At 63.0% G+C, this 12207-nt stretch carries 13 protein-coding genes; 6 read left to right on the plus strand and 7 right to left on the minus strand.

What is annotated here, in order from left to right; genetic code table 11:
* Positions 1 to 444, plus strand: a 444-nt coding sequence (locus AC4DF4_RS15550; RefSeq protein WP_490049028.1) for an alpha amylase C-terminal domain-containing protein, incomplete at its 5' end; no start/stop codon positions are given.
* 9 nt (positions 445 to 453) lie between these two features.
* On the opposite strand, the gene AC4DF4_RS15555 is transcribed toward AC4DF4_RS15550, so the two are convergent.
* Positions 454 to 1497: a Gfo/Idh/MocA family protein gene (locus AC4DF4_RS15555; protein ID WP_490049029.1), complete on the minus strand. Its 1044-nt coding sequence runs from the start codon at positions 1495 to 1497 to the stop codon at positions 454 to 456.
* A gap of 91 nt (positions 1498 to 1588) precedes the next feature.
* Here AC4DF4_RS15555 and AC4DF4_RS15560 point away from each other — a divergent pair, with 91 nt between their 5' ends.
* From AC4DF4_RS15560 to AC4DF4_RS15570, 3 genes are all read left to right on the plus strand, one after another.
* The gene (locus tag AC4DF4_RS15560) at positions 1589 to 2473 is read left to right on the plus strand and encodes a nucleotidyltransferase family protein (RefSeq protein ID WP_490049030.1); all 885 of its coding nucleotides are present in this window, start codon (positions 1589 to 1591) and stop codon (positions 2471 to 2473) included.
* A 197-nt stretch (positions 2474 to 2670) separates the two neighbouring features.
* Positions 2671 to 4209 carry an MFS transporter gene (locus AC4DF4_RS15565; RefSeq protein WP_490049031.1) on the plus strand — a complete coding sequence of 513 codons (1539 nt, stop codon included), beginning with the start codon at positions 2671 to 2673 and terminating at the stop codon, positions 4207 to 4209.
* A 109-nt stretch (positions 4210 to 4318) separates the two neighbouring features.
* Positions 4319 to 4978 carry a M23 family metallopeptidase gene (locus tag AC4DF4_RS15570; protein ID WP_490049032.1) on the plus strand — a complete coding sequence of 220 codons (660 nt, stop codon included), beginning with the start codon at positions 4319 to 4321 and terminating at the stop codon, positions 4976 to 4978.
* Between the two features lie 19 nt (positions 4979 to 4997).
* Here AC4DF4_RS15570 and AC4DF4_RS15575 read toward each other — a convergent pair whose 3' ends face one another.
* Together AC4DF4_RS15575 and AC4DF4_RS15580 are read right to left on the minus strand one after the other, a co-directional pair.
* Complete coding sequence (locus AC4DF4_RS15575) at positions 4998 to 5498, minus strand: hypothetical protein (protein WP_490049033.1); 501 nt, start codon at positions 5496 to 5498, stop codon at positions 4998 to 5000.
* 86 nt (positions 5499 to 5584) lie between these two features.
* On the minus strand, positions 5585 to 7408 hold the full coding sequence (locus AC4DF4_RS15580; protein WP_490049034.1) for a mucoidy inhibitor MuiA family protein: 1824 nt from the start codon (positions 7406 to 7408) through the stop codon (positions 5585 to 5587).
* A 171-nt stretch (positions 7409 to 7579) separates the two neighbouring features.
* Here AC4DF4_RS15580 and AC4DF4_RS15585 point away from each other — a divergent pair, with 171 nt between their 5' ends.
* Positions 7580 to 9097: a hypothetical protein gene (locus tag AC4DF4_RS15585; protein WP_490049035.1), complete on the plus strand. Its 1518-nt coding sequence runs from the start codon at positions 7580 to 7582 to the stop codon at positions 9095 to 9097.
* The gene (locus AC4DF4_RS15590) at positions 9094 to 9813 is read left to right on the plus strand and encodes a glycosyltransferase family 2 protein (protein WP_490049036.1); all 720 of its coding nucleotides are present in this window, start codon (positions 9094 to 9096) and stop codon (positions 9811 to 9813) included. Before AC4DF4_RS15585 ends, AC4DF4_RS15590 begins: the two co-directional genes overlap by 4 nt.
* A 74-nt stretch (positions 9814 to 9887) precedes the next feature.
* Here the strand turns inward: AC4DF4_RS15590 and AC4DF4_RS15595 are convergent, their stop codons facing one another.
* The 4 genes from AC4DF4_RS15595 to AC4DF4_RS15610 form a co-directional block, all read right to left on the minus strand.
* Positions 9888 to 10370, minus strand: a complete 483-nt coding sequence (locus AC4DF4_RS15595; RefSeq protein ID WP_490049037.1) for a single-stranded DNA-binding protein — start codon at positions 10368 to 10370, stop codon at positions 9888 to 9890.
* 46 nt (positions 10371 to 10416) lie between these two features.
* Positions 10417 to 10704 carry a 30S ribosomal protein S6 gene (gene rpsF / locus AC4DF4_RS15600; RefSeq protein ID WP_490049038.1) on the minus strand — a complete coding sequence of 96 codons (288 nt, stop codon included), beginning with the start codon at positions 10702 to 10704 and terminating at the stop codon, positions 10417 to 10419.
* Entirely contained in the window at positions 10670 to 11287 is a 618-nt protein-coding gene (pth, locus tag AC4DF4_RS15605; RefSeq protein WP_490049039.1) for an aminoacyl-tRNA hydrolase, read from the minus strand. Before pth ends, rpsF begins: the two co-directional genes overlap by 35 nt.
* 116 nt (positions 11288 to 11403) lie before the next feature.
* Positions 11404 to 12000, minus strand: coding sequence for a 50S ribosomal protein L25 (locus AC4DF4_RS15610; protein WP_490049040.1), 597 nt, complete (start codon positions 11998 to 12000; stop codon positions 11404 to 11406).
* Positions 12001 to 12207 lie beyond the last annotated feature (207 nt).

The raw sequence follows: 12207 nt of genomic DNA on the forward strand, positions 1-12207 counted from the left end.
GGCCGCCTCAGCGACGAACAGAAATCCCTGCGCGAGTGGTATGGCAAACTCATCCGCGCCACCCAGGTCCGCGCCTTCACCGCCGGCGGGTTTTACGGGCTCAATCACGCGAACAAAGAGAACCCAGCGTTCGGCAGGGTGGGGGGCGAGACGGTCTCCGGCCACTGGCTCTATGCGTTTCTCCGCCGCGATCCCAAGACCGGCCAGGCCTTCCTCGTGGTCGCGAATTTCCACCCCTCCGAAACCCTGCGCGGCGTGAAAGTCAGCATCCCGCAGGACGCGGTGATGTTCCTCGGTCACTCGGGCGATGAAATCTGGTCCTTCACCGACCGGCTTGATTCCAACTGGTCCGGCTCCATCGCCCGCTGCCTATTGGAAACCGAAGGCGTCGCCTTGCCCGAGCTCGCTCCTTGCTCGGCGCTGCTGTTGGAAATCGGCAAGTAGCCGTCCCTCTCAGAGTCGGATCTTCGCGCCATCGTTGGCCGCGCTTTGATAGATCGCCTCGATCAGCGCCACGGATTTCCTCGCCTCGGCGGCGGACGTGCTCGGCTCGCGGCCCTCGCGGATGGCGGCGACGACCTCCTCGAAATTCCGCTGGTGTTGGACGGACTGGATCGCCTTCGGGTCGTTCGCACCGAGCGTCGCCTGGGAGCCGCGCATCAGGCTGCCGCGGATTTCCGCGTCAAGGGGCAGCTCGTTTTTGAAATCCCAGACCTCGAAGGTTTCATCTGCCAGAAAGACGGATCCATCCGTGCCGCAGAGCTGCACGCGGCCCGGGTGGCCGTCCTTCGACCAGCAGCAGGTCGAGCCCTCGATGACGCCGCGCGCGCCGCTCTCGAACTCGAGGATCGCCACGGCCACGTCCTCGACTTCGATGCGCTCATGCGCCAGGCAGGCGGTGTTGGCCTGGACCGACTTCACCGGCCCGGCGAGATGAAGCAGCGCGTCGATGGCGTGGATCGCCTGGTTCATCAGCGCGCCGCCGCCGTCGAGCGCCCATGTCCCGCGCCACGCGGCGGAATCGTAGTAAGCCTGGTCGCGGAACCATTTCACATAACAGGAGGCGGAGACGATTTTGCCCAAGCGGCCGTCGTCGCACGCCGCCTTGAAGGCGGTCATCGCCGGATTGAAGCGGCGGTTGAGAATGGCTGCCAGAGTCTTGCCGCTAGTGGCTGCGGCGACCGCGAGCCGGTCGATGCGCGCGGCGGTGATTTCCAGCGGCTTCTCACAAGCGACGTGCTTGCCCGCCCGGAGAGCTGCCAGCGCGGGGTCGAAATGCGCACCGGACGGCGTGCCGATGGTGACGATTTCGAGCTCGGGATCGGCGAGGAAATCCGCGAGCGAGGTGAAGGCTTGCACTCCGTGCTCTGCGGCCAGCGCTTCGGCGCTTTCCGGGCGGTGGTTGTAAACCGAGTGCAGCGTCCCGCCGCTCATCGCGCGGATCGCCTGGGCGTGAAGGCGGCCGATAGAGCCGGTGCCGATGATGCCGAATTTCATGCTGCGATCCTTGCCGGATTGCGGCCCGAGGCCAGCGAATCCTGCGGGATGGCGCTTGAAATTTCCGGTTCCGCCAGTCAAAGCAGGCCGCGTGCACAAAGCTTTCATCCTCGGCGCCGGGCTCGGCAATCGTTTGCGGCCGCTCACGGAGCGCCTCCCCAAGCCGCTGGTGCCGTTATTTCACCGCCCGCTCGCCGAGTGGGCGATGGCGGCCTGCGCGCGGGCGGGGATCGGGCAATTCGCGATCAACACCCATCATCTTCCCGCAGCGTGGGAAGATTTCGGCGCGGGAAACGCGGTGACTTTGTTTCACGAGCCCGTCCTGCTGGAAACCGGCGGCGGCCTGAAAAACATCGCCGCGTGGATGGGGAACGACGCGGTGCTGGTCCACAACGGCGACATTTTCTCGACGCTGCCCTTGGAAAAACTCATCGCCGCGCACGAAGCGTCCGGCCTGCCGGTGACGCTCGCGCTGCGTTCGGAAGGCGTCGCCAAGCACATCGCGCTCGACCCCTCCGGCACCCGCGTCACCGACATCCGTAAGTTGCTCGGCAAGGCGGAGGGAACCCACGTCTTCAGCGGAATTTATTGCGTGAGCCCCGGCTTTCTCGATCTGATCCCGGCGGGCGAGAAAATATCGGTGATCCCGGCGTTCCTCGAACTCGCCAAATCCGGCCGGCTCGGCGCCATCGTTCTCGACGAGGGCGTCTGGCTCGATCTCGGCGACCGCCAATCCTACCTCCAGGCGCACCGTGAGCTCGACCTCGCTCCGGCGATCCACCCGCAAGCGGTGGTGACGGGTGCGGTCATCGAGCGGTCCGTCGTCGGCCCCGGTGCGCTGGTGGCGAGCGGGGCGGTGGTCCGCGACTCGGTCATCTGGCCCGGCGGCCGGGTTTCCGCGAATGCGGTTTTGGACCGTTGCATCGTTTTTTCCGCCGCCCCGGCCGGAGAAATCCACCAAGACGCCGATCTCTGAAAGAGAGCCGCCCGCAATGAGGTAATTCCACGGTATTTTTCCGGAATCCCGGGGGAAATCGAAAAATCTGATATTTTTCCACTCCCGCTCTTGCCAACCACCGTCCGAACCGATAATTCCCGCAGACCCCAAATCCTATGACACACACAGACGCATCCACAGTACCCAACGCAAAGCGGCTCCTCTGGGCCGGATTCATGGCCATCTTAGCAGCCGGTGTCGGCTTTGCCATTCGAGGTGGCATCTTCGACAACTGGTCGAAGGAGTTCGGATTCACCGGCGCGCAATTGGGTGCCATCGGCGGTGCCGGCTTCATCGGATTCTGTTTCGGTATTTTTGGCGGCGGGGTGATCGTGGACAAGATCGGCTACGGGAAACTCGTCATCGTCGCACTCCTCTGCCACATCCTCTCGGCAGTCGTCACCTTCGGGGCCAGCACTCCGGAAAACGCCTACAACTTCCTCTACTGGGGCATGTTCCTCTTTGCCTTCGCCAACGGCACCTTGGAAGCCGTCGCCAATCCCCTGGTGGCCACCCTTTTCCCGAAACAGCGGACCCATTACCTGAACATCCTGCACGCCGCTTGGCCCGCCGGCATGATCCTCGGCGTCACCGCTGGTTGGCTTCTCGATGACAAGATGGCTCTCAGTTGGAAGCTCCAACTCGCCCTCTATCTCATCCCGACCGCCGCCTACGGCCTGATGTTCCTCGGTCAGAAATATCCCAAGTCGGAAGCGGCCGCGAAGGGCGCAAGCTTCGTTGAAATGTTCAAATCCGTCGGCATCATCGGTGCCCTTGTCGCCTGCTACCTCCTCGCCCTGTTCTTCGGAGATCTTTTCAAAGGTGTCTCGCCCGAATCCGCCAACCTGATCGGTTACGGAATCGGCGGTGCCCTGCTTGTCGGCGTCGCCGTGATGACGAAGTTCTCCCTCGGTTCCTTCCTGCTTTTCGTCCTGTTCGTCACCCACGCCCTGGTGGGTGCGGTCGAACTCGGCACCGACGGTTGGATCCAGAACATCACCGGCAATCTGTTCACCTCGGAACAAGGCAAATACCTCTTCCTCTGGACCTCCGCCATCATGTTCGGACTCCGCTTCTGTGCCCATTGGCTGGAAACCAAGCTCAAGCTCTCGCCGATCGGCCTGCTGCTCGCCTGCTCGGTGCTCGCCTTCATCGGCCTCTCCCTCGCCGTCAAAATGGAAACCTTCGGGATGGCGTTGGTCGCACTCGGCATCTACGCCATCGGCAAGACCTTCTTCTGGCCGACCATGCTTGCCGTCGTGGGTGACCGCTTTCCTCACACCGGGGCCATTGCCATGTCCATCATGGGAGGAATCGGAATGATGTCCGCAGGCCTGATCGGCAGTCCGGGTCTCGGCTACGCCAAGGACCGCTTCACTGGCGAGGCGCTGCTGTCCTCCGATGCGGCGCTCCATGCCGAATACAAGGCGGAAAAGCCTTCCACCTTCCTCAATATCCCGGCGACCGCCGCTTACGGGCTGGACGGCAAGAAACTCGCTGCGGCCAAGGAGGCCACCGACAAGACCGACGCCCAGAAAGCCGTCGTCCTCGCCGACCAAAAAGGCGACCGCGCGACGCTCAAAGCGGATTCCTTCATCCCTCTCATCATGGCGGGGGTCTACCTCATGATGTTCCTTTATTTCAAAACCATCGGCGGCTACAAGCCGCTGAGTATCGAGGAAATGGCCGGCGGCGTGCAAGGGCCCGTTGTCTGAGAAATCCTCTGAGAAATCCTCGTTTTCTGCAAACCAGCGGCATGGCTTTACGGCCATGCCGCTTTTTTCCGCTTGCGGCATGGCCGTTCGGAGGGTCCATTGGGGGCCAATGACCGCAGGCGGCAAGACATGGATAAAATTCGGCGCTGTCCTCGCGGGGATATTCCTCACCTGTCTTCCCGTCTCCGCCCAGCAGGTGAAAATCAATCTGGCCGACGGTTTCGACTTCCCCGTGGGCAAGCCCAACGCGGAGGGATATTATAAAGCCCGCGGCCTGCGCCTGCGCGCTCCGCAGCATTTTGGCGAGGATTGGAACGGCCGCGCCGGCGGTGACAAGGATCTCGGCGACCCGGTTTACGCGATCGCCGACGGTATCGTCACCCTCGCCCAGAACGTCCGCACCGGCTGGGGAAACGTTGTGCTCACCCGCCACGCCTACCGCGATCCGGGCACGGGGCAGGTGAAATACTGCGACACCCTCAACGGCCACCTCAACCAGATCCAGGTCAAGGACGGGCAGTTGCTCAAACGCGGCCAGCAGATCGGCACCATCGGCACCAATTTCGGGATGTATCCGGCGCACCTCCATTTCGAGATCCGCCACAACATCAACATCGGCATGGCACGCAGCAACGTACCCTCGGACCTGGCCAACTGGGCGGATCCCACGGAATTCATCAATAAATTCCGCAAGCTCAACCGCGAGTGGCGGCCGGTCGTCGTTCCGACGGGGACTTACCAGCCATACGCCGGCTTCAAGGGGCTCTGACCAGACTTGAGCGCTCGTTTTAGGAGCTCTTCAAGTCCGATGCCGCGCTTGGAATTTCCGAGTCCTCCAGACCATATTGGGACGTCAGGTTCGCATGGCTGTGGTTGACGAAAACCGACTCGCCCAGCGGGTGGTGATCCCCGATCATGCGCTTCATCCCGTGACGCAGAACCTCGACCAGGTGCGAACCCGCCTCCACCGCCAGCGTCACCGAGGACGGCGCGGACTGATGCAGGAAATCCGCGTCATGGCCGACCGAGAATTCCTCATCCTCGATGTGCCGGAGCAGCGCCTCGATTTTCTCCATCCTGAGGGAGTCGGGCTCTCCCCGCCGCCGGGATTCCTCGAAGTTCCGCTTGAGGGCGTTTTCCTCGATCCGCAAGACGTCCAGCCGCCGCCGGAGTTCGTGGCCCGCGGGCTGGCCGATCTCCCCGACTTCCTGTTCGAGTCTCTCAAGCTTGGCTTCTGCTTCCAAAATCTTCTCCGCAAGCAGCGACGGATCTTCCCGGGTGGTTTTCATGGTGCATGGTGGATTGTTATTCCACCTGGCAATCTACCCGTTGCGGCCATGCCCCGCAAGGGGTTTTCCCACGCGTTCCCGTGGCCTCAGAGGCCCTTGACGGCGCGGCCTTTCTGAATGAATTCCTCGCGCAGGCGGTCCTTTTCGGGTCCGCCAATGTCCTGCAGGGTGAGGTTCTTGTCATGTTCCACCGAGTAGGCGAAGCGCAGGGTGGTGGCCGAGGGGCCGGCACCGGGCTTGATTTCCATGTCCCACATCAGCAGGCCTTTCGGTTTGTCGAAGCGCTGATAGTCGGCGTCCTGGCTCAAGGGAACGGAGCTCTCGCCGATGGCCACCCGCAACGTGTCGGTGTCTCCGGTGTGGGGCGTGCGGTCGCGCAGGATCAAACGCGCGGGGGCTTGTTTGAAATTGTCGACCACGATTTCATAAGTGAAGGAAACCTGGCGGTTGCCGCCTTGCACCACTTCCGAGCGATCCACCAGCGAGCGCCGCGCGCGCAACTGGCTGTCCACCCCGAAGCTGATGGCGAATCCCTGGCCGGAGGCGATCGTAGGAATGTCCGTCCGGCCGGTGAACTCACCGTCGAGAAACACATTCACCTTGCCGCCTAGCAAATCGCGCCCGGTATTGTTGTCGAGCGAGGCCTCGCGAAACACGCTGGCGGTGAGCACCGGCGTCGAGACATGATAGAACTTCGATTTCATGCGGCCTGAGAGGACGGGCACCATTTGGGCGTCGCGGCGGCTTTGCAGGCTGACCGGGCGTTCGATGGAATACACCACGCTGCCTTGTTCCGACTTGCCGCTTTCCAAGGCGCGCAGGTTGCCGATGCGCTCGGTCAGTTCCATCAGCTGCACGCTCGCGGCGGACTCGTTGGCGGAGAAATTCGCCTTCAGCATCTCGTCGATCGAGTTGCCGCGGAACTGACGTGCCAGCGCCTCCTGCCGGAGCGTGAGCGCCTGCGAGTATTTCGATTGCGCGGCGGACTGGCTTTGCGGTTGCTGGGCGGCGCTCTCCTGGACGCGGACAAACAAGGGCGAAAGCTGCGGGTTGTAGGCGCCCACCGATGGAGACGCCGTGGAAAGCGCCAGTTTCACGTTCGTCCAATCCTCGCCGCTGACCTGATGGACGATGGCGTTGAACTCCATCGAGACCTCGCCCTTGGCGGTCTCCCCGCGGAAGTTATAGGACGGGCTCCAGCCGCAATCGTTGACAAGATAGTTCAGTTTCAGCGAGGCGGGGCCGGCAGCGGTTTTCTGCAGATAGACCACCGCCTCGTAGATCACCGGCGGTCCGGCGGCGAGGGTCTTGCGCTGGTCTTCCAAGATCTTGAGCTGATCGGCGATCTCCTCGATTTCAAGGTCCAGCTTCATGATTTCCTGGGACGCCTTCTCATACTCCTCGAAATGGAGTTGGGTTAGTTTTTTGAGTTCCTCCGCCTGGAGCACGCCGTGGGTCATTTCCTGCTGGGCGGCGGGGGCCACGAAGTTGGATCCCAGTTTTTTGAGGAACTCCTGGCGGATGCGGCGCAGGGCGATCTCGTTGCTGTTCACCGTGGATTTGCGTTTCAAATCCTTGATCGCCTGCTCCAACTTGGCCACCTCGCTTTGTGCCTGGGCGGCTTTGTCAGGGGTTTTGGTGCGAAACGCCACCGAGCGGATCTCGACGCCTTTGGCTTGATCCGCATAGACCGAATTCGAATCCGTGGCGGACGGCAGTCCGGAAACCACCACCTCCATCGGAGCCTGGGGACTGTCGGGAATATCAACTACCCTGGAAACCAATGCGGAACCTTGATAGACGGTGACCTCCGAGATTTTGCCGGAAAGAACCGCCGGCGTCTGGGCGTTGGCCAGACAAGTCGCATAAGCTCCAGTGATGATGAGACGGCGCAACGGTTTTGTCTTCATGGCAGTGAATGCTGGGAATTTGCTTTTGGGGGGGAGGCCTTGAAACAGCCGTGTGGCCGAGGCCTCTGTCAGGTTCTATTGTCTATTGGGTGTGAGCCTAGCTTCGCCGTCCGCGTTGCCAAGATTTTTCGTGGGCTTGCGGTGGCGGGCGGGCGCGCTAGGCTTCGGGAAATGAGTCGGCGATCGAGAAGACGGAGTGGGGCGGGCGAGCGCCGGTGGCTGGGCAGGGCGGCGGTCTGGCTGCTGGTGCTCGCAGTGCTCGGCCTGGGCGCGGGCTACGGACTGCTGCGGCGCTACCTGCACAGCGACGCGTTCCGGATGTTTCTATCCGCCGAGGCCGGCAAGGCCGCGGGCGTGACCGGCGAGTTCGCGCCTTTCGACTGGAAAGGCCTGGCGGTCGATACGGAATCCTTCGAGGCGCGGGGCGCGGGTCCGGTCACCGGACTGCGGGCGGACGGCTTGCACACCGAGATCGGGCTCGGCGGCGTGCGGCGCGGGGTTTGGGAAATCCTCGGATCCAACGTGCGGCGTCTGGAGGTTTCCGTCGATGCGAGGAAGCAGCCGGATGAAACCCCGCCGCCGCGGACCGGGCCGGGCGCGGTGACCAAAGCGAAACCCGCCGGGTGGTTTCCCAAGCAAGCGGAACTTCAAGGCATCGACGTGCGCGAGCTGGTGGTGAAGGTGATTCTCCCGGAAGGTCTGGCCACGGCGAGCGGCATGAACTTCCACGCCGAGCCGGCCGGAGCGAGGGGCGCCTACCGCGCGGAGATCGAGGGCGGCGCCGTCCGTCTGCCGTTCGGGATGATTCCGGAATTGCGTTTGGACCGCGCCCGCCTGCGCTATCAGGACGGGAGGATCTTCCTCACCGAGGCGACGGTCGCCGCGTGGGACAGCGGCCGCATCCAAGGCACCGGCGAGTGGGACATGAATTCCCGGCAGTTTTTCATCGAGGGCGATGTCACCGGCGCGAAGTGCGAAAACGTCTTCAACCCGGATTGGGCGAAGCGGCTGACGGGCGACGTGACTTCGAGCTTCACGTTCAGCAACCAGCCGGGATTTCCGCAAGCGGACGGAAAACTCACCATCCAGAACGGCGTGCTCACCGCCTTGCCGATGCTCGACGCGCTCGCCGCTTATGCAGACACGCGGCGGTTCCGGATTCTAACGCTCAACGAGGCGCGCACCGGGTGGCGGTGGAAATCGGGCGAGCTCGTCCTGACGAACCTGGTGCTTGCCAGCGAGGGGCTGGTGCGGATCGAGGGCGGCATGACCCTTCGCGGGCGGCAAATGGACGGCGTTTTCCGCCTCGGGCTGGCACCCGGCACGCTGGCCACCATTCCCGGCGCGGAGACCGACGTGTTCGCGCCCGGCGAGCGCGGCCTGCTTTGGACCACGCTGCGCATCACCGGCACCCTGGATGACCCGAAGGAGGATTTGACCAACCGTCTGATCGCCGCGGCGGGCTTGCGGATGTTCGAACAGCTTCCGGAAACCGGCGAGCAGGCGCTCAAGTTCACCCGCTCGCTGCTTGGTGAGCCCTCTTCCAAGACGATCGAGAAGGGCGGGAAAATCATCGAGGAAACCCGCAAGACCGTGCGCGACATCAGCGGGATTCTCGATGGAATCCTCGGCGGAAAACCGGAGGCGCCGGCCAAGGAGGAACCGGCCAAGGAAGACCAACCGCAGTGACGCCCCGGATCTCCCTCATCATCCCCGCCCACAACGAATCGGCGTTCCTTCCGGCCTGCCTGGAAGCCGCGCGGCAAGCGGCGGACCGGACCGGCTCCACGGTCGAGACCGTCGTCGTTCTCAACCGCTGCACCGATGACACGGAGGAGATCGCGCGCCGCCACGGCTGCGTGATCGTCCGCGAGGACGCGAAGAACCTGTCCGCCATCCGCAACGCAGGGGTCGCCGCCGCGGCGGGCGAAATCATCGTCACCTGCGACGCCGACAGCCGGATGCACCCTGATAGTTTCATGGAGGTCCTCAAGCGCCTCGACTCGGGAAAGGTCGTCGGCGGCGGGGCGGTGGTTTTGCCCGAACGCTGGTCGCCGGGGATCGTCGCCAGTGCTTTCGCGATCCTGCCCTATCTCGCGTTCACGGGTGTCAGCTTCGGGCTGTTCTGGTTCCTGAAGCGGGATTTCGAGGCGATCGACGGCTTCGACACGCGCTTCGTCTCGGTGGAGGACGTCGATTTCGCGCAACGCCTGAAAGCCCACGGCCGGAAATCCGGGCGCTCGTGGGGCACGCTGCTGCGGACTCCGCTGGTCACTTCCTGCCGGAAATTCGACCAGTTCGGCGACTGGTATCTGTTCCGCAACCCGGCCTTCGTCCGCAAGGTTTTCCGCGGCGACGACCGGCAGGCGGCGGATCAGTTCTGGTATGACGTCCGCTCGGGTTGACGCGCCCGGGCATGAAAAAAGCGAGGCTGCTCGCGCGGCCCCGCTTTGGGAAAAAACCGTTCTCCATCAGTTAGTTAGAACGGGATGTCGTCGTCTTCCTGGAAGTCGTCGGCGGGGGCTGCGGAAGCGCCCTGCGGCGGGCCGGAGCGTTGCTGCGGAGCGGAGGAGGATTGTTGCGGGCGTTCGTAATCGCCGCCGCCGTTGCCGCCGCCGGCGCCACCGGGCTTGCCGGAAAGGAATTGGAAGTTCTCGGCGATGACCCGCAGCTTGCTGCGCTTCTTGCCGGTTTCCTTGTCATCCCATGTATCCAACTGAAGGCGGCCTTCGATGTAAATCGGGCTGCCTTTGGTGACATACTGCTGGACCACTTCGGCCTGGCGTCCCCAGAGGGTTACATCCACAAAGGTTGTGTCTTCTTGCTTCTGCCCTTGGTCGTTGGTCCAGGTCCGGTTGATCGCAAGGCCGATTTCCGAGACGGTTTTTCCGGACGGAGTGTGGCGCAATTCGGGATCCCGGGTGAGATTGCCGATGAGCATGACTTTATTGAGATTGGCCATAACAGGAGGATTTCTGGGGGGGGGACCCGCGGTTGCGAGCGGAAACTTAGGCGACCCGGACGAAGTGCTGAAGGTGGACGTGGCTGTTCAGGCGCAGGCGGTTCTGGATCTTGGTGATCACTTCGGGCGCGCCCTGGAAGGTGTAGTTGACGTAGTGGCCGGACTCGAGGTGGCGCGATTCGTAGGCGAACTGGCGGCGGCCGAGTTGCGCGACCTTGTCGAGCTTGGCTCCCTCGGCTTCGAGTTCTTTGGAAACGGAGGCGACGAGTTCGTCGACGGTGCCTTCGAGGGACTTGGTGTTAAGGACGATCAGGCCTTGGTATTTGCGACTCATCTGGTGCTGGGAGTGGATTGTTACGTGTGTGAAAGCGATGCGCCGCGGCGGCGATGCCTTGGGAGCGCGCAAGCTGAACGGCATCCAGGGCGGTGGCAAGCATGTTTTCGAGAAGCGGGCGCTCGTCGGGCGAAAACTTGCCGAGCACGTGGCCGGTCATTTCGCCGGGTTCGCTGGCGCCGATGCCGAGCTTGAGGCGGGGAAACCCGTCGGTGCCGAGATGCTGGATGATCGATTTGATGCCGTTGTGGCCGCCGGCGGAGCCTTTTTCGCGGAAGCGCAGGGTGCCGAGCGGCAGGGCGACGTCGTCGTAAACGACCAGCATTTGCTCGGGCGTCCATTTGTGGAACGAAAGGATCTGCTGCACCGCGCGGCCGCTGAGGTTCATGAACGTCTGCGGCTTGAGCAGCAGGGTGCCGTCGCCGGGGATTTTGGCGAGGTGGCTCTGCCACTTGGGGACGGACTGGAAGGCCGCTCCGGAGGCGGCGGCCAGGCGGTCGAGCACCATGAACCCAACGTTGTGGCGGGTCTGCTCATATTGCTTCCCGGGATTTCCGAGGCCGACGATGAGGGAGAAGGACATGGTGGGGTAAATGCTGAAAAACTGAAAAGCTGAAAGGCTGAAAGGCTGAAATTAAAAAGAACGCCCGGGCCGCGTGAGCAGACCGGGCGTTTTGGAAGGAATCAACCGCTCGCCGGTCAGGCAGGAGTGCCGGCTGCCGCTTCGGAAACCGCCGCGGCGGGCTTGCCAAGGTGGGCGACCACGACTTCCGCCGCGTGGGTGGCGCGGACGCCGGCCGGGAAGGTGATGTCGCCGATGTGCAGCGAGTCGCCCACCTGCAGGTGGCTGATGTCGACCTCGATGGTCTCGGGAAGGTCGTTGGGAAGGCAGGTGATTTCGACAGCGTGCACGTATTGTTCGATCAGGCCGCCGGCCTTGACGCCTGCCGACTCGCCGTTGAGGTGGGTCGGGATGTGGGCGGTGATGGCGGTGTTTTCGTCGATGGCGCGGAAGTCGGCGTGAAGCGTGATGCCGGAGAGCGAGTCGTGCTGGATGGACTGGAGGAAGGCGAGGCGGGTGCCGTGGCCTTCGATTTCCAGGTTGACGAGGATGTTTTCCGAGCTGCTGTGGGCGAGGAGGTCGGCGAAGGTCTTGGCATCGACCTTGAGGTTGATGTTTTCGGTGCCTTTTCCATAGATGACGGAGGGAACCCAGCCTTCACGGCGCATTTGTTTGAGGCGGCCGGTGCCGCTGCGGGCGCGTGGTGCTGCTTGGAGTGTGGTCTTCTTGGCCATGACGTTTGGTCGTTGTGTATGATTTGCCGCCGGGGATTACTGCACCCAGTGCGGGGGCGGCGTGTGTAACGGTCGAAGCGGGACTTGTCAAAAATTTGTTTCGGACTCGGTTGATCGGATGCGCTGTGGATGCCGGTCTTTGATCCTTCATCCCTTTGTCTTTTGAAAAGTAGCGGGGGTGTCCCCGGGCCGCGCCAAGGGTCATGC

This window comes from Luteolibacter sp., assembly GCF_058122085.1.

What these genes read in the sequence shown, in the direction of transcription:
- AC4DF4_RS15555 (WP_490049029.1), bottom strand. Translation starts at nt 1,497, where the DNA reads ATGAAATTCGGCATCATCGGCACCGGCTCTATCGGCCGCCTTCACGCC.
- AC4DF4_RS15565 (WP_490049031.1), top strand. Translation starts at nt 2,671, where the DNA reads ATGGCCATCTTAGCAGCCGGTGTCGGCTTTGCCATTCGAGGTGGCATC.
- AC4DF4_RS15570 (WP_490049032.1), top strand. Translation starts at nt 4,319, where the DNA reads ATGACCGCAGGCGGCAAGACATGGATAAAATTCGGCGCTGTCCTCGCG.
- AC4DF4_RS15575 (WP_490049033.1), bottom strand. Translation starts at nt 5,498, where the DNA reads ATGAAAACCACCCGGGAAGATCCGTCGCTGCTTGCGGAGAAGATTTTG.
- AC4DF4_RS15580 (WP_490049034.1), bottom strand. Translation starts at nt 7,408, where the DNA reads ATGAAGACAAAACCGTTGCGCCGTCTCATCATCACTGGAGCTTATGCG.
- AC4DF4_RS15585 (WP_490049035.1), top strand. Translation starts at nt 7,580, where the DNA reads ATGAGTCGGCGATCGAGAAGACGGAGTGGGGCGGGCGAGCGCCGGTGG.
- AC4DF4_RS15595 (WP_490049037.1), bottom strand. Translation starts at nt 10,370, where the DNA reads ATGGCCAATCTCAATAAAGTCATGCTCATCGGCAATCTCACCCGGGAT.
- rpsF (WP_490049038.1), bottom strand. Translation starts at nt 10,704, where the DNA reads ATGAGTCGCAAATACCAAGGCCTGATCGTCCTTAACACCAAGTCCCTC.
- pth (WP_490049039.1), bottom strand. Translation starts at nt 11,287, where the DNA reads ATGTCCTTCTCCCTCATCGTCGGCCTCGGAAATCCCGGGAAGCAATAT.
- AC4DF4_RS15610 (WP_490049040.1), bottom strand. Translation starts at nt 12,000, where the DNA reads ATGGCCAAGAAGACCACACTCCAAGCAGCACCACGCGCCCGCAGCGGC.